This is a genomic window from Nocardiopsis sp. NPDC006139, from assembly GCF_040614155.1.
GTDB classification, from domain to species: Bacteria; Actinomycetota; Actinomycetes; order Streptosporangiales; family Streptosporangiaceae; genus Nocardiopsis; species Nocardiopsis changdeensis.
In genome coordinates, this window is record NZ_JBEXTT010000012.1 from 21,369 (window position 1) to 36,569 (window position 15,201).

The 15,201-nt window shown below is 72.9% G+C and carries 15 protein-coding genes and 1 tRNA gene; 9 read left to right on the plus strand and 7 right to left on the minus strand.

Going from position 1 to position 15,201, the window contains the following annotated elements:
• Positions 1 to 16: 16 nt before the first annotated feature.
• Complete coding sequence (locus tag ABZ249_RS17390) at positions 17 to 1,129, minus strand: D-alanyl-D-alanine carboxypeptidase family protein (RefSeq protein WP_355263588.1); 1,113 nt, start codon at positions 1,127 to 1,129, stop codon at positions 17 to 19.
• Between the two features lie 433 nt (positions 1,130 to 1,562).
• Between ABZ249_RS17390 and ABZ249_RS17395 the strand changes: the two genes are divergently transcribed.
• A tRNA-Arg gene (locus tag ABZ249_RS17395) sits at positions 1,563 to 1,635 on the plus strand.
• Between the two features lie 236 nt (positions 1,636 to 1,871).
• On the opposite strand, the gene ABZ249_RS17400 is transcribed toward ABZ249_RS17395, so the two are convergent.
• Entirely contained in the window at positions 1,872 to 2,096 is a 225-nt protein-coding gene (locus ABZ249_RS17400) for a hypothetical protein (protein ID WP_355263591.1), read from the minus strand.
• 84 nt (positions 2,097 to 2,180) lie between these two features.
• On the minus strand, positions 2,181 to 2,507 hold the full coding sequence (locus ABZ249_RS17405; protein ID WP_355263594.1) for a DUF4352 domain-containing protein: 327 nt from the start codon (positions 2,505 to 2,507) through the stop codon (positions 2,181 to 2,183).
• A gap of 189 nt (positions 2,508 to 2,696) precedes the next feature.
• Here ABZ249_RS17405 and ABZ249_RS17410 point away from each other — a divergent pair, with 189 nt between their 5' ends.
• Positions 2,697 to 2,927, plus strand: coding sequence for a calcium-binding protein (locus ABZ249_RS17410; protein ID WP_220564794.1), 231 nt, complete (start codon positions 2,697 to 2,699; stop codon positions 2,925 to 2,927).
• Between the two features lie 80 nt (positions 2,928 to 3,007).
• Here the strand turns inward: ABZ249_RS17410 and ABZ249_RS17415 are convergent, their stop codons facing one another.
• The 4 genes from ABZ249_RS17415 to ABZ249_RS17430 all read right to left on the minus strand — a co-directional run bounded on the left by ABZ249_RS17415 (position 3,008) and on the right by ABZ249_RS17430 (position 6,720).
• Positions 3,008 to 3,778: a class I SAM-dependent methyltransferase gene (locus ABZ249_RS17415; RefSeq protein WP_355263597.1), complete on the minus strand. Its 771-nt coding sequence runs from the start codon at positions 3,776 to 3,778 to the stop codon at positions 3,008 to 3,010.
• A gap of 113 nt (positions 3,779 to 3,891) precedes the next feature.
• Positions 3,892 to 5,127, minus strand: coding sequence for a phospholipase D-like domain-containing protein (locus tag ABZ249_RS17420; RefSeq protein ID WP_355263600.1), 1,236 nt, complete (start codon positions 5,125 to 5,127; stop codon positions 3,892 to 3,894).
• Positions 5,128 to 5,264: 137 nt separating this feature from the next.
• Positions 5,265 to 6,050 carry a class I SAM-dependent methyltransferase gene (locus ABZ249_RS17425; protein ID WP_355263603.1) on the minus strand — a complete coding sequence of 262 codons (786 nt, stop codon included), beginning with the start codon at positions 6,048 to 6,050 and terminating at the stop codon, positions 5,265 to 5,267.
• 52 nt (positions 6,051 to 6,102) lie between these two features.
• Positions 6,103 to 6,720, minus strand: coding sequence for a methyltransferase domain-containing protein (locus tag ABZ249_RS17430; RefSeq protein ID WP_355263606.1), 618 nt, complete (start codon positions 6,718 to 6,720; stop codon positions 6,103 to 6,105).
• 98 nt (positions 6,721 to 6,818) lie between these two features.
• Here ABZ249_RS17430 and ABZ249_RS17435 point away from each other — a divergent pair, with 98 nt between their 5' ends.
• From ABZ249_RS17435 to ABZ249_RS17465, 7 genes are all read left to right on the plus strand, one after another.
• On the plus strand, positions 6,819 to 7,286 hold the full coding sequence (locus ABZ249_RS17435; protein ID WP_355263609.1) for a MerR family transcriptional regulator: 468 nt from the start codon (positions 6,819 to 6,821) through the stop codon (positions 7,284 to 7,286).
• Positions 7,287 to 7,500: 214 nt separating this feature from the next.
• Complete coding sequence (locus tag ABZ249_RS17440) at positions 7,501 to 8,505, plus strand: STM4015 family protein (RefSeq protein WP_355263612.1); 1,005 nt, start codon at positions 7,501 to 7,503, stop codon at positions 8,503 to 8,505.
• 96 nt (positions 8,506 to 8,601) lie between these two features.
• Positions 8,602 to 9,624 carry an STM4015 family protein gene (locus ABZ249_RS17445; protein ID WP_355263615.1) on the plus strand — a complete coding sequence of 341 codons (1,023 nt, stop codon included), beginning with the start codon at positions 8,602 to 8,604 and terminating at the stop codon, positions 9,622 to 9,624.
• Positions 9,625 to 9,817: 193 nt separating this feature from the next.
• On the plus strand, positions 9,818 to 10,810 hold the full coding sequence (locus tag ABZ249_RS17450) for an STM4015 family protein (protein WP_355263618.1): 993 nt from the start codon (positions 9,818 to 9,820) through the stop codon (positions 10,808 to 10,810).
• Between the two features lie 58 nt (positions 10,811 to 10,868).
• Entirely contained in the window at positions 10,869 to 11,867 is a 999-nt protein-coding gene (locus ABZ249_RS17455; protein ID WP_355263621.1) for an STM4015 family protein, read from the plus strand.
• 168 nt (positions 11,868 to 12,035) lie between these two features.
• The gene (locus ABZ249_RS17460; RefSeq protein ID WP_355263624.1) at positions 12,036 to 13,055 is read left to right on the plus strand and encodes an STM4015 family protein; all 1,020 of its coding nucleotides are present in this window, start codon (positions 12,036 to 12,038) and stop codon (positions 13,053 to 13,055) included.
• A 2-nt stretch (positions 13,056 to 13,057) separates the two neighbouring features.
• Positions 13,058 to 14,179 (plus strand): STM4015 family protein, encoded by a 1,122-nt coding sequence (locus ABZ249_RS17465; protein ID WP_355263626.1) that lies wholly within the window; start codon positions 13,058 to 13,060, stop codon positions 14,177 to 14,179.
• Positions 14,180 to 15,201: the final 1,022 nt, after the last annotated feature.

Consider the following 15,201-nt stretch of genomic DNA (forward strand, 5'->3'; position numbering starts at 1 on the left):
GTACGCGGAGCGCGACTCAGCGGGTGTACTCCCAGTGCCAGGGCTCGAACGGACTCGACTTGGCCCAGGCCGGATGGATCCAGCCGTGGTCGGCGCCGTTGGTCTCCATCCAGTTCCATCTCTCCGAGCGGAAGTTCTGGATGCCGCACCCCAGGTCGATGGCCTGCCCCAGCCCGTGGTTGCTGGTGCCCGGGACCGCGGCGAAGCCGGGGGGCTGCTCGGCGTAGACGCGGTGCTGGTTGGGCAGGTCGCGGTAGGCGCTGTTGATGCACATGTTCTCGCCGAAGCGCTCGATGTACTTCACGTTGAGTTCGAGGAAGTCCACGGCGGCGTCGGCGCGCAGGAACTTGCCGTCGTAGAGCTCGCACAGGGCCTCCGACGGCAGCAGGCCGTTGGGGTAGCCGCTGGCCAGCTCGGCCTTGCTCGGGTCGCAGTTGGCGGCGGCCATGTAGGAGTCGGGGTCGATGCCGCGCGCCTCCAGTTCGTCGGTGAGCGCCTGCGTACTCTCCTCCGACCGCGTGCGCAGCCGCTCCACCTCGGCCCCCAGCGCCGCCTGCTCCAGCTGGGTGGTGGTCTGCAGCTCCTGGGCCTGCCCGGCCAGCTCCACCTGCTCGTCGCGCAGGTCGGTGGCGTCCTGGATGAGCACCTCGTTGTTCTCCGAGAGCTTGGCCGCGTACGACTGGGTCTGCAGGTCCTCGTCGAGGTCCCCGGCGACCAGGACGCCCAGAGGCCCGGCGCTGGGCTGCTGGTACAGGGTGCTGGCCAGCTGCGCCAGCGGCTCGCGCATCTCGCCCAGCTCCAGCTCGGTCTGCTGCAGCTCGTGGATGGTCTCCACGAGTTCGCCCTGGGCCTCCTCCAGCGCCTCCTGCCGCTCCGTGTACTCGGCGGTGGCGTCTTCCAGTTCCTCAGCGGCGGCCTCGGCCTGCTCGCGCAGCTCCTCCAGGCTGGCTGCGGCCGGCGCGACCGCCACCGGCGGCGGCGGGACCACCATCAGACCGGTGACCAGCAACAGGGTGAGGGCCCGGGCGAGCCCGGCGTGCCAGCCGCGGCGGGAGACCGCGGACGGCGCACCATCCGCCGGTTCCGATACGCGGGGTCCCCGCCGCGCCGAATCAGAGGTGAACGGCACGAATGCTCCTCCGGCTGCTTCTAATCCTCGAACGCCTACCCGTGGCCGCAACGCAACGTACTACATGTCCACTTGCGGTCACGCGAGAACGGTCGGCCGAGTCGCGCGTAATCCGGGAGGGCACAACACCCCGTTCTGCGCGCACCGTTCGGCCGCCGATGTCGTCGCTGGTCATTGCGGTGCCGTAGGTCACACGAACCGCCCGCACCACGCCGCGCGGGGACGGAACGGGACCAAACCAGACAGCCCTCGTGAACAACATCACACCGCCACCAGGACAACCAATCGTAGGTCAGAGTACTCCGCCATGCACGCAGAGTCCCCCACTCGGAGGGCCGTGACACTCTTCGACACCCCGAGTACGCCCATCCTGGGTTAGGCTTGGCCCGGTGGCGGGGCAACGCATACCTGCGTCGGCCGCCCACCGACCCATGGCTCCATAGCTCAGGGGATAGAGCACCGCTCTCCTAAAGCGGGTGTCGCAGGTTCGAATCCTGCTGGGGCCGCATGGTGTGACCTGCGAGGGCATCGCAGAGTCAGCACGGGAGGAGCCCCGTGGGTCGCGATTCCGGTCGCGACCCACGGGGCTCCCGTCTCTACACGTCATCCGGCAGTACCGACCCCATCCGGTCGTTGGCGCCTCGGGCGAGCGCGCCGGACGCGCGGATGTACCGCTCGGTCCGGCCGGTCTGCGAGCGGCCGAGGATCTCCCGGACGGTGCGCGCGTCCGCGCCCGGCCCCGTCAACAGGGTCGCCGCGGTGTGCCCGTGGAAGTGACCCGCTGGGCGCGGGCGGCCGCCGGCTCGCGGGTGCGCACCGTGCGGCGCCGGATCCCTCGTGGTGTTCCCGGGCCCGCCGGTCCGGGGCCGTAGCGGCGCGCCTCGACGCAGCCGCCGGCGTCCACCTCGTCGAGCAGGTGGCGGAAACCCGTGCGCGCCTCATCGCTCTTCACGATCGTTCGCCTCATGCCGCCAGACCCCCACGTGTCATACGACACCGGCAACACGAGAGCCCCGACCGGGGAACGGCCGGGGCTCTGCGGGGGCGGGGGTCACTCGACGGTGGCGGTGACCGGGTCCTCCAGGCCGAACAGCTCTTCCATCGTCACGGCGGCCACGTCGACCTCACCGACGAGGGCGATCTGGCCGGACGCCTTCTGGCCGGGCTGGAGGGTGACGGCGTCCAGCGGGTTGTCCAGGTCGGCGAAGATCGCATCCGACCAGTCGCTGACCACGGTGCCGTCGGCCAGCTCGGCGGAGAAGTAGATGGGGTTGACCTCGATCGAGTCCTCGCTGTCGTTGACGATCTCGACGTTGACCACCGTGTAGACGGTGTCGTCCAGGGTGTCCCCGGTGGTGCCCCCGTGGGTGGCGGTCATGGTGACCGCGGGCTCCTCCTCGGCGGGCTGCTCGGGCTCCTCCTCCGCGGCGGAGCGCCCCGGCCCCGGTCGGCCGTTCGCCAGGTGCCGGCACGGACTTCTCCCCGGAACGCCGTGTCGTGGTGACAACGCAGAGTGACCGACCGATGATGGCTGCGGGAGCAGCAGCACCATCCGGGGGGCCACGGGATGAAGGATGCGGGCGGAGCGCGCCGCGACGACCACGACGACGAGCCGAGGTCGCAGACCCGGTCCAGCCGGCGCGGCGGCTCGCCGTCGGCCATCGCCGGGGCCCTGCGCCGCACCCCGCACCCCGGTCCGCAGCACTGGGGCGGCCCGCGCCCGCGCAAGGCCGACCCGGACCCGTTCTTCTCCAGCAAGCTGGTCCCGCCCCCGGGCGAGCGCCCGCGCCGCCGCTGAGCGGCCGGCCAGACGCAGATGGGCGCCGTGGGGGACCCCACGGTCACCGGGCGGGGGCTTCCCCGCCCGCAGGCGCCGCGTCAGGGGCGGCGGGGGCGCAGCACGTAGCCGACGTAGCCGTACTCGCCGCCGTGCGCCCGGTACAGCTCCGCCTCGCGGCGCACGTCCTCGGCGGCCGCGGCCGCGTGCGCGTCGCCGGGGTCGGACCGCGCGGCGCGGGCCTCCAGCGGCGCGTAGTACGACTCCAGCCAGTCGGCGGCGGGCAGCAGGTAGGTCGCCAGCACCGTGTACCCGGCCGCGGTCGCCGCCGCCACGTTCTCCGCGGTGGTGTGCAGCGGGTACGCGGCGTCCCAGTACGCCCGGGCCGCCGCGGAGGGCTCGTCGGTGGTCCACCCGCACTCGGTGACCACCAGGGCGCCCCCGGGCGAGAGCAGCCGCCGCCAGGAGCGCAGCGCCTCGCCGAACCCGATGTTGTAGGCGGCGCCCTCGCTCCACACCAGGTCCACCGACCCGTCGGGCAGGTCGTCCAGCGACTCCATGGACCCCTGGCGGGCGGTGATCCGGTCGGCGGCGCCCGCCGCCGCGGCCGCCTCCTCCAGCCGGCGCAGGAACGGCGGGTAGATGTCCACCGCCGTGATCCGCGCGCCGGGCAGGCGCTCGGCGAGCACCAGGGAGGCCGCGCCGGTCCCGCTGCCCAGGTCCAGCACCCGCGGGTGCCCCGGGAGCGGACCCGCCAGCGACAGCAGCAGCTCCGTGGTGGCCCGCGAGCCGGGGCCCTGGCGCTCCTGGTCCTCGTGCAGGGCCAGCGCGGCCCTCAGGGACGGGTCGTCGAAGTCGAACTCGAACGCCATTGCTCGCGGGGCCCTTCCAGCCGGGTGCCGAAAGCACCGAACCTACCAGCGCGAACGCCCCCGCACCCGCCGGTGACGCATCCGCCGGTGGCGGTGCCCGCCGGCGCCCGTCCTCAGAGGAAGGGCCGCCAGGGGGCGAGGACGATCTCGCTGAACTTCGCGGCGAACGGCCGGCGGCTCCACTCCTCCTCGGTGAGCTCCCGGGCGTTGGTGAGGTCGTTGGCGAACACGTCCTCCAGGTGCCGGGCCACCCCCTCGTCGAAGATCTCGGCGTTGATCTCGTAGTTGCCGGTCAGGCTCAGCCGGTCGACGTTGGCCGTGCCGATGGTGCTCCACCGCCCGTCCACCGTCGCGGTCTTGGCATGCACCATGGCGTCCTGGTACAGCCACAGCCGCACCCCGCCGCGCAGCAGCACGGAGTACTGGCCGCGGGCCATCCAGTCGGCCAGGACGTGGTTGGAGTTCTCCGGGATGAGGATGTTGACGTCCACCCCCCGCCCGGCCGCGTCCACCAGCGCCCGCTGCAGCTCCCGGTCCGGGATGAAGTAGGCCTGGGTGATGAGGATCCGGTCCTTGGCTCGGTCGATGGCCTCCAGGAACATCGCCCGGATCGGGTAGATGAGCTGCTCGGGCACGTTGCGGTGGACCCGGAACCGGGCGTCCCACTGCGGGTCGCCCAGCATGCCGGGTTCGGGCAGGCGCGCCCCCCGGTTCGCGTTCCAGAAGTCGACGAACGCGTTCTCCAGCTCCCACACCGCCGGGCCGTCCACCCGCAGGTGGGTGTCGCGCCACTCGGTGGCGTACAGGGAGCCCACGTTGTAGCCGCCGACGAACCCGATCTCCCCGTCGACGGTGAGGATCTTGCGGTGGTCGCGGCCGGACTTGCGGATGTTGAACAGCAGCACCCCGGGCCGGAACGCCGGGTAGCGCAGCACGTGGACCTCGGGCGGGAAGTCGAAGAACGACCGGGGCACCACCAGGTTCGCGAACCCGTCGTAGATGACGTACACCTCGACGCCGCGCTCCGCGGCGTCGATGAGCGCCTGCTTGAACTCGTTCCCGGCCCGGTCGTCCTTGACGATGTAGGACTCGAAGAGGACCCGGCGCCGGGCCCCCCGGATCGCCGCGAGCATGTCCTCGTACAGGTCCTCGCCGTAGGTGTACACCGTGGCGGTGGTGTCGCCGACGGGGAGCGCCTCCGGGGCGGTGCGCGGGAAGTACGCCCGGTGCGGGCGCACCTTCCGCCGCCAGTGGTTGACGCCCATGAGCGTCGCCGCCACCGCGATCTGGGTCGCCAGGAGGCCGAGCAGCCCCCATTTGACCGCGGACTTGATGGTGGAGCGTCGCAAAGTCGCCTCCCGAGCAGGACGTCCGCCGCGCCGGGCGTCCGGTCCCCGTGACCGCCGTTTCCGGCACAAGGTGGACCCCCACCGTAACGCGCGGCCACCCGCCCGGGACGGCACACCCTGCCATGTCCGGATTCGTGTCAGCCGCGCCGGCGGCAGACCAGCAGCTCGGTGGTGGGGCTCTCCCTGCGTTCGCGCACCAGGCGGCGCTCCAGCGGGTAGAGGGCGGCCCCGGCCAGCCACCCGGTGGGGGCGGTGAGGGTGGCGGCGCGCAGCGCCCCGCCCCAGGCCTTGCGCCAGGGTGCGGCCGCGTCCACCTGGGCGTTCATGAGCACCAGCATGGGCACCCGCAGGCGCAGGTCGAACCCGGCCTTGTCGAGGGTCCCGGCGATCCACTCCAGGGTGCGGTTGACCTGGTGCTCCCCGCGCTGCTCGGGGCGCTGGAGGCAGTTCTCGGAGATGACGAGCGTCCCGCCGGGGCGCAGCACCCGGGCGAACTCTCCGATCGCCGAGGTGTAGCGGTCGTCGTCGGTGATGTGGAAGAGGACGTCCATGCAGGACACGGCGTCGAAGGAGGCGTCCTCGAACGCCTCGAGGTGGGAGGCGTCCTGGCGGACGAACCGGTGGTCGGGGAAGCGCTCGCGCAGCCGCGCCACGGCGGCGTCGGTCATGTCGCAGCCGGTAACGTCGGCGGCGCCCAGCCGGTCCCAGAGCCGGACGTAGAAGCCGGTGCCGCTGCCCACGTCCAGGACGCTCGGGTCGATGAGGCCCAGGCGCCCCACCCGGCGCAGGAACACCTCCTCGCGGACCTTGTACATCCAGGTGTTGAAGGGACGCCCCAGGGCGCGGTAGCCGACACCGCTCTCGGTCCAGTCGCCCTCGAGGCGGCGCTCCCAGAAATCGCGCAGTTCACTGTGTGTGGCCATGGCACCACTCTCACACCGGGGAGGCGCGGATGTCCCGCCACGACACCGCGTGTCATCCGGCGATCGGCCCCTCCCCCGCCGAGCCGGGGCGGTGGGCGACGACCCTCTCCAGGAATCCCAGGACGGTCCGGTCGTACCGGTCCACCTCGAACCCGACCTCCAGCGCCACCGCGCGGGGCAGCCGCCGCGGCCGCTCCTTGCGGGCCTCGCGCCGGCGCCAGGGGGCCTTGGTGTACTCGATGTGGTCGACGAGCAGCAGCCGCCCGCCGGGGCGCAGCACCCTGTACATCTCGGCCAGCGCCCGGCGCTGGTCGGGGATGGCGCACAGGGACAGCGCGCACAGGACGGTGTCGAACGCCCCGTCGTCGAACCGCATCTCCTGGGCGTCGCCCTCCACCAGCGTGACCGGGCGGCCGAGCGCGGCGGCCCGGCGGCGGGCCCGGGCGAGCATGGCGGGGCTCAGGTCCAGGCCGGTGAGCTCGATCCCGTCGGGGTAGTACGGCAGGTCGTGGCCGGTGCCGACGGCCACCTCCAGGGTCCGGCCGCGGGCCAGGCCGCACAGCCGGGCCCGGGTGCCTCCGAGGACCAGCCGCTGCACGCGCTCGCCCCGGTCGTATCCGGCAGCCATCCGGTTCCAGTCGCCGCGGACCCGTTCCGTGTGCTCGTCCATGGTCGTCTCCCCTTTTCTCCGGGATACCCGTCCCGTTCTCCGGGATGCCTGTCCCGCGCCCCTTGACACGGGGCCCCAGTGTGGAACTTCATGTGGACATGAGGTCAAGCACCGGGAAGCGGAACGGCGGGGAACTGTCCATCGGGGACCTGGCCGCGGAGTTCGGGCTGGGTCCGCACGTGCTGCGGCACTGGGAGGCGATGGGGGTGCTGGTGCCCGTCCGCCGGGTGGGCGGGCAGCGCCGGTACGCCCCGGAGCAGCGGTTGCAGGTGGCGCTGGTGCTGAGCGCGCAGGACGCCGGGATGAGCCTGGAGCGGATCCGGGAGCTGGGCGGGGCCGACGCCGAACGGCGCGGGGCCGCGCTGGCCGAGCACCTGGCCGAACTGGACCAGCGCCTGGAGCGGCTGCGGGCGGCCCGGGAGATGGTGGCGCACGCGGTGGCGTGCGAGTCCGGGGACGTGCTGGAGTGCCCGAACCTGCGGCGGATGCTGGAGGAGGCGGTGGAGTCCGGCTGCCACGCCCGGGCGGGGAGGACCGGGCACGCGGTGAGGGCGGTGGGGCGGTGAGGAAGGCGGGGACCGGGCACACGGCGGGGCGGTAGGCACGCGGTGGGGGCCGGACACACCGTGGGAACGGTGGGCGCGGTGGGGCGGTAGGCACGCGATGGGGGCGGCGGGGACCGGGCACACGGCGGCACGGGACCGACCGGCCGGTCCGCGTTCGTCGCCCGGCTCTGCTATTCCTGGGTTCCCTGCTCCCCCTACTCCGAGGAACCCCCTCATGTTCAACTCCTATCTGACCGAGTTCGCGGGGCTTCCCGTGTTCGAGTACCGCCCGCAGGACACGGCGGCCGACCCGCTGGCGGTGCTCGCCGCCCTGCGCACCCCGGGGGCGTACGCCTGGCGGCTCGCCGACGACGACGGCTCCGAGACGTCGAAGGACCGGGGCGGTGTCGGGGCGTACTTCGAGCGGTTCGCCGCCGAGTCGGCCGCGCCGGAGGTCACGGCCCTGGTCATCGGGAACATCCAGGACACGATCAACGTGAACGACTCCGCGCCGGTGCGCGACGCGCTCGTCGCGCAGGCGCCCCGGCTCACCGGGCTGCGCTCGCTGTTCTTCGCCGACCTCACCTACAGCGACAGCGAGGTGTCCTGGCTGAACCACGGCGACCTCGGCCCGGTCCTGGACGCCCTGCCCGGCCTGGAGCGGTTCGCCGTGCGCGGCACCGGCGGGATGGACCTGGCGGTGGACGGGCACCCCGCGCTGCGCTCCCTGGTCCTCCAGGGCGGCGGCCTCCCGGCAGAGCTGACACGGCGGGTGGTCACGGGCCACTACCCGAACCTGGAGCACCTGGAGCTGTGGATCGGCGTCCCGGGCTACAGCGGCGACACCGCTCCCGAGGACCTCGCCCCGCTGCTGAACGGCGAGGTCCACACCGGGGTCCGGTCGCTGGGACTGCGCAACGCCCAGTACACGGACCGGTGGGTCCGCGCGCTCGCCGACTCCGCGGTCCTGGAGCGCCTGGAGGAGCTGGACCTGTCCAAGGGCACCCTCACCGACGAGGGCGCGCGCGTCCTGCTCGATGTCCCGGGTTTCCGCGAACTGCGCCGCCTCGACCTGCATCACCATTACATGTCCGAGGACATGGAGCGGCTCGTCCTGGAGACCTTCACCGCCGCCGGCGTCGAGACCGACGTGTCCGGGCGGGAGGAACCCGACGACGCCTACGACGAGGACGACGAAGAGGACTGGGACTTCCGGTACTACCCCGCCGTCGGCGAGTGAGAGGCCCCCGCCCCGCGACACCCTGAACCTCCCCGAAGCACCCTGAGCCTCTCCGAGCCCCGAACCCCCGAACCGCGCACCCGAAAGGCGCCGACCTTGGCCTTCAACGAACACGTGACCGAGTACGGCGGACTGCCGGTGTTCGAGTACCGCTCCCCCGAGGGAATGGCCGCGCAGCGCGCCTGGACCGAGAAGTACCCCCGGGGGCACCGCGAGATGACGGACCCGCTGTCGATGCTCGTCGCCCTGCGCACCCCCGAGGCGTACGCCTGGCGGCTGCGCGACTCCGAGGGCTGGGAGCCCCGGGAGGGCGAGTTCGTGACCCGGTACTACGAGCGCTTCTGCTCCGAGGTCCCCCCGGAGAAGGTGTCGGCCCTGGTGGTCGGCAACTACGAGGAGACCATGGACATGGACGAGCCCGAGCTCATCCGGGACGCCCTGCTGGCGTGCGCGCCCCGCTGGACCGGCCTGCGCTCCCTGTTCTACGCCGACCTCACGTACGAGGAGTACGAGGCCTCCTGGTTCACCCACGGCGACCTGTCCGCCATCCCGGCCGCCTTCCCGCGTCTTGAGCGCCTGACCATCCGCGGGACCGGCGAGCTCTCCCTACCGGTGGAGGAGCACCGCTCCCTGCGCTCCCTCGGCCTCCAGGGCGGCGGGCTCCCGGCGGCGCTGGTGGAACAGGTGCTGGCCTCCCGCTACCCGGCCCTGGAGCACCTCGACCTGTGGCTGGGGATCGAGAACTACGGCGGCGACACCACTCCCCGGGTCCTCGCCCCGCTGCTGAACGGCGAGGTGCACGCCGGCGTGCGGTCCCTGGGCCTGCGCAACGCCGAGGACACCGACCTCTGGGTCCGGACCATGGCCGACGCCCCGGTCCTGGAGCGGTTGGAGGCCCTGGACTTCTCCATGGGCACGCTCACCGACGAGGGCGCCCAGATCCTCCTCGACGTGCCCGGATTCCGCGGGCTGAGCCGCCTCGACCTGCACCACCACTACATGTCCGAGGAGATGGAGGCCCGCGTCGTCGAGGCCTTCACCGCCGCGGGCGTCCGGGTCGACGCCTCCGAACGCTTCAAGGGGAGCAAGGACGACATCTACCCCTCGGTCACCGAGTGAACCCGTCCCGGGGGCGGGCGCGGGAGCGGGGGTGGGAGCGGGGGCGGGCCCGGGAGCGGGACCGCCCCCGCGCCTGCTCCGGCGTCCGCGTTCGCCTCCGCCCGGGCGTCCGGTCCTGTATCCGAGCCTGTATCCGGCTTCGTCCCCGGAACCTCCCCTGTGACCACCCCCGACGACCTGGAAAGGCCCGGCCTTGAGTTTCGGCTCCCATCTGACGGAGTACGCGGGGCTGCCCGTGTTCGAGTACCGCTCCCAGGAGGCCATGGCCGCCGGGGGCGCCAGGGCCGGGGACCCGCTGGCGATGCTCGCGGCCGCACGGACCCCGGGCGCGTACGCCTGGCGGCTGGCCGACGCCGGGCGCCTGGAGTCCAAGGAGGGCGAGTACGTGACCCGGTACTACGAGCGGTTCTGCGCCGACGTGGACCCGGCCGCGGTGACGGCTCTCGTCCTCGGCAGCCTCGAGGACACGATGAACGCCGCCGACCCGGTGCCGGTCCGGAACGCCGTGCTGGCCTGCGCGCCGCGCTGGACCGGCCTGCGCTCGCTGTTCTACGGCGACGTCACCTCGGAGGAGTACGAGGTCTCCTGGCTGGACCACGGTGACCTGTCCGGTGTCCTGAACGCCCTGCCGGGCCTGGAGCGCCTGGACGTCCGCGGGACCGGTGAGCTCTCCCTGCCGGTGGAGGAGCACCGCTCCCTGCGCTCGCTGACCCTCCAGGGCGGCGGGCTCCCGGCGGCGCTGATGAGGCAGGTGCTGGCCTCCCGCTACCCGGCCCTGGAACACCTGGAGCTGTGGCTGGGCATGGAGAACTACGAGGGCGACGCCACCCCGGCGGACCTCGCCCCGCTGCTGAGCGGGGAGGTCCACGCCGGCGTACGGTCCCTCGGCCTGCGCAACGCCGAGGAGACCGACCCCTGGGTTCGGGCGCTCGCCGACTCCCCGGTCCTGGAGCGCCTGGAGGTCCTGGACCTGTCCCTGGGCACGCTCACCGACGAGGGCGGACAGATCCTCCTCGACGCCCCCGGATTCCGCGATCTGAGCCGCCTCGACCTGCACCACCACTACATGAGCGAGGAGATGGAGACCCGCGTCGTCGAGGCCTTCACCGCCGCGGGCGTCCGGGTCGACGTGTCCGAGCGCGTGGACGCCCGCAACGGCTACCCCTACCCGGCCGTCGGCGAGTGACCTGAGGGCGGAGCGGGCGTAGCAGGAGGAGCAGGAAGAACAGGAGGAGGACGAGGACATGGTCGATTTCTGGGACTACACCCCCGTGTTCGCCGGGCTGCCCGTGGTGGCGTTCGACGAACTGCGGCACCGTCCCGACGAGCCGCGCTTCGCCGCGGCCCTCGCCGACCCCGCGTCGGTCGCCTGGCGGCTGGGCCCGCCGCACGACCCCGGCTGTGCCGAGCACGGCCCCTGGTGCCGGTGCCGGGAGGAGGACTTCGACGAACACCTGGAGGCGTTCTTCGGCCGGGTGGACCCGGCGAGGGTGCGGGCGCTCATCGCGGGCGGGTTCGGGCTGGAGGTGTCCGAGAGCACCGCGGAGTACCGGGACCTGTTCGTCGACCACGCCGACCGGCTCACCGGGCTGCGGTCGCTGTTCTTCACGGAGTACACCACCGGGGACAGCGAGATCTCGTGGATCGTCCAGTGCGACATGGTGCCGCTGCTGGACGCCTACCCGGGGCTGACCGACCTGACGGTGCGCGGCGGCGGGGACGAACTGAACCTGGGTGTGGCCGAGCACCCTTCACTGCGGTCGCTGACGCTCCAGAACGGCGGCATGCCCGGCGCCACGGCCCGCAGCGTGATGGGGGCGGGCCTGCCCGCCCTGGAGCACCTGGAGCTGTGGCCGGGCGTGGAGGAGTACGGCGGGTCCGTCACGGTCGACGACCTCGCCCCGCTGCTCGACGGGCGGGTCCTCGGCGGAGTCCGGTCCCTGGGCCTGCGCAACGCCGAGCGGACGGACGAGTGGGTGCGGGCGCTCGCGGGCTCCCCGGTCCTGGAGCGCCTGGAGGTCCTGGACCTGTCCCTGGGGACCCTCACCGACGAGGGCGCGCGGGTGCTCATGGAGACCCCGGGGTTCCGGGGGCTGCGCCGCCTCGACCTGCACCACAACTACATGACGGAGGAGACGGCGGCCCTGGTCCGCGAGGTCTTCACCGCCGCGGGGACGGAGGTCGACGTGGAGGAGCGCATGGAGGGGGCGCCGTGGCGGGTCTACCCGGCGGTCTCCGAGTAGGTGGAGGGGGTGGGGCAGGCGCGGTGAGCCTAGTGAAGGCGGATTGGGAGTGACGGATCGGATGGCGGCGGGGTGGGGGCCGGGTAGGCGGCGGGTCGGCGCCCCGATCCGTCACCGCAGGCTGCTACACATGACTCACCCGATACCCCTGTACCAGGAGCGACCCTGATGATCGGCGATCACCTCAGCGAATTCGGCGGACTGCCGGTGTTCGAGTACATCTCCCCGGCGGGGATGGCCGCGGAGCCGGATCGGTACGGCCGGCGCCCGGCCCCCGACGCCCTGGCCCGGCTCGCCGCGCTGCGCACCGTGCGCGACTACGCCTGGTGGCTGGGGGTCGACAGCTACGAGCCGGAGGAGGAGTTCCGTGAGTACTTCGCCTCCTTCGTGGAGGAGGCGGACACGGCCCTGGTCCGGGCCATGGTGATCGGCGCCTCGGGCTCCTCCGAATCGCCGGAGCCCGGCGCCCCGGCCCGCGACGCCCTCGTGGAGCACGCCGCGGCGTTCACCGGCCTGGAGTCCCTGTTCATCGGAGACCTCACCGCCGAGGAGCAGGAGATCTCCTGGATCCACCAGCCCGACCTGGCCCCGGTCCTGGCCGCCCTGCCGTGGCTCACCGAGTTCGCGGTGCGCGGCACCGGCGACCCCTACATGCACGAGAAGAGCCAGTTGGGCCTGGACATCGGACGGCACGACGCGCTGCGCTCCCTGACGGTGGAGAGCGGTGGCCTGCCGGCCAGGGTCGCTCGAAGCATCGACTCCGCCGAGCTGCCCGCGCTGGAGAACCTGGAGCTGTGGCTGGGCGTCGACGACTACCGCGGCGACACCACCCCGGCCGACCTGGCCCGCACCCTGTCGGGCGAGGCGTTCCCGCAGCTGAACCACCTGGGGTTGCGCAACGCCGAGGACACCGACCTGTGGGTGCGCGCCCTGGCCGAGGCGCCCGTGGTGGGGCGGGTGCGCTCCCTGGACCTGTCGATGGGCACCCTCACCGACGAGGGCGCGCAGGTGCTGCTGGACACCCCCGTCTTCCGTGAGCTGGGGAAGCTGGATCTGGAGCACCACTACATGTCGGAGGAGATGGAGGCCCGTGTCGGCGCCGCCTTCGCCGAGGCGGGTGTGGAGATCAGCGTCGGCGACCGGCAGGAGCAGGACGGGGACTGGCGCTTCCCGGCGGTGACGGAGTGACCGTGTTCGGGCCGAGGTCGCACCTGAGCCGGGTGGCCGAGTTCGGCGGGCTGCCGGTCGTGGAGTTCACGGACCCGCTGTCGGTGCCGGACGAGGAGGAGGGTGTCGTCCACCCGCGCCAGGCGGGCGAGGCGGAGCTCGCCGACCCGGGCGGTTTCGCGTGGCGGCTGACCGTCTCCGAGCCGTGGCGGGACGATCCCGAGGGAGAGGGCGACCCGCTCGGGGAGGCGGACGAGGCGGAGGAGGCGGACGAGGCCGGCGAGGAGGAGGGCGACGAGGACGGATACGCCCGCGAGCACATCATCCGTTACCTCGACCGGTTCACGGAACAAGTGCCTCTGGAAGCGCTGCGGGCGCTCATCGTGGGCTACCTGTCCGAGTACGACGACTCCTACGGCATGCTCGCCGAACCGGCCGTCGAGGCGCTGGTCGGAGCTGCCCCGAGGCTGGCCGGGCTGCGGTCGCTGTTCTTCGGCGAGGTCACGTCGGAGGAGCAGGAGCTCTCCTGGATCCGGCTGTGCGACCTGGCCCCGCTGGTGGCCGCGCTGCCCGGGCTGAGCGAACTGGTGGTGCGCGGCGGTTCGGAGGAGCTGGGGCTGCGGCTGGAGAGCCGGTCGCTGGAACGCCTCACCGTGCACAGCGCGGGGCTGCGCCCGGAGGTGGTCGAGGATGTGTGCGCCTCGGAGCTGCCCGCGCTGCACCGGTTGGAGTTGTGGTTCGGGAGCGAGTGGCACGCGGGCGGGCGGGTCACGCCGGAGGGTCTGGAGCCGCTGCTGTCGGGTGGGGCGTTCCCCCGGCTGCGGCACCTGGGTCTGCGCAACGTCCCGGGGCTCGATGAGTGGATCCCGGTGCTGACGGGGTCGCCGGTGGTCCGGGACCTGGACGTCCTCGACCTGTCCCTGGGGGACCTGTCCGACGAGGGCGCGCGGGCGTTGGTCGACGGTGCGTCCGCTTTTCGGCGGCTTCGGTACCTCGACCTGAACCACCATTACCTGTCGGAAGAGGTGGAGAAGCAGGTGGCCGGGGTGTTCCGGCGGCGGGGCACGGTGGTGGACGTGTCGGCGCGACGCGAGCCCGCGCAGTGGAAGGACGGGCCGCACCGGTACACGGCCGTCACCGAGTAGGTGGGGTGGTGGGGGTGGGTGGGTGGGGCGGGGCGAGGCGGGTCCGCGTCCGTGCTCACGTCCACCAGCCGCACAGGGCGGTTCGGGCGGCGGTCATCTCCCCGCAGGGCTTCGCCTGGCTGCTGGGCGCGGGTGGCTGTGCGCGAGAGGGAGCCCTGGCAGGGGCTCCCGGAGGGAGTGGACGGCTCCCGGGGGTACCTGGCTGCGTGCCCGGCGGCGTTCGCCCGGTGGGCGGAGCCGGACCGCCGCTACGTCTCCGGATGGATGGATATAGCTGATGCCGCGTGTACGCGCGGCCTTCACCCCGTGGGTGGAGGTGTGCGGTCCAGTGGCCGGACTGGGGCTGGGGCTGGGGTCGCGGGGACGTGCGGCAACACCCCCTGGGGCAAAGGCAGCGGTTCTTCCTCCAACCCCCACTGGCTGAGGTCGCGGGAGCGCGCGGCCTTCACCCCCTTGAGGCGGAGGTGCGCGGTCCGGTGTCCGGCCTGTGGCCGGGGTCGCGGGAACGTGCGGCCACACCCCCTGGGGCGGGGGTCGCGGTCCTTCCTCCCCGACCCCCCCTCTGGCTGAGGTCGCGGGTGCGTGCGGCTTTCACCCCCGCTCCCGTCCGTACCGCGGTCATCCGCGGGAGTAGGCGACAGCGTGGAGCGCCCGCACCGCCGCCGGCGCCCCCAACCTTTCCAGGCGGTGCGGGTGCGCGCGCCTCGCGCGGACCCGTCCCCGGAAAGCGCACCCCCACCACCCACCATGTGCGCCCAACGCACCCCTCCGGTGGTCTGCCGGGCGCCGACTGCGCGGGGACGGATCCACGCTCCGCGGCTGTACCCTCCAAGCGATTCAGCTCTTGGAAACCAGTCACCCGTGGCTGCGACCACAGACCGCCGTTCCCAGGCGGTGCACGTCTTGGAAACCTCACAGTCCCTTTCACCCCCTGGGGCCCGGGCCGAGTACCGCCCTACCCGAACCCCCTGGGGTCGAGGTGGGAGATCACCCGCGGCCCTCACCCCCTGCGGCGGGGGCCC

Coding starts and splice junctions, on each gene's coding strand:
- ABZ249_RS17400 (WP_355263591.1), bottom strand. CDS start 2,096: ATGAGGCGAACGATCGTGAAGAGCGATGAGGCGCGCACGGGTTTCCGC.
- ABZ249_RS17405 (WP_355263594.1), bottom strand. CDS start 2,507: ATGACCGCCACCCACGGGGGCACCACCGGGGACACCCTGGACGACACC.
- ABZ249_RS17410 (WP_220564794.1), top strand. CDS start 2,697: ATGAAGGATGCGGGCGGAGCGCGCCGCGACGACCACGACGACGAGCCG.
- ABZ249_RS17415 (WP_355263597.1), bottom strand. CDS start 3,778: ATGGCGTTCGAGTTCGACTTCGACGACCCGTCCCTGAGGGCCGCGCTG.
- ABZ249_RS17425 (WP_355263603.1), bottom strand. CDS start 6,050: ATGGCCACACACAGTGAACTGCGCGATTTCTGGGAGCGCCGCCTCGAG.
- ABZ249_RS17430 (WP_355263606.1), bottom strand. CDS start 6,720: ATGGACGAGCACACGGAACGGGTCCGCGGCGACTGGAACCGGATGGCT.
- ABZ249_RS17435 (WP_355263609.1), top strand. CDS start 6,819: ATGAGGTCAAGCACCGGGAAGCGGAACGGCGGGGAACTGTCCATCGGG.
- ABZ249_RS17440 (WP_355263612.1), top strand. CDS start 7,501: ATGTTCAACTCCTATCTGACCGAGTTCGCGGGGCTTCCCGTGTTCGAG.
- ABZ249_RS17455 (WP_355263621.1), top strand. CDS start 10,869: ATGGTCGATTTCTGGGACTACACCCCCGTGTTCGCCGGGCTGCCCGTG.
- ABZ249_RS17460 (WP_355263624.1), top strand. CDS start 12,036: ATGATCGGCGATCACCTCAGCGAATTCGGCGGACTGCCGGTGTTCGAG.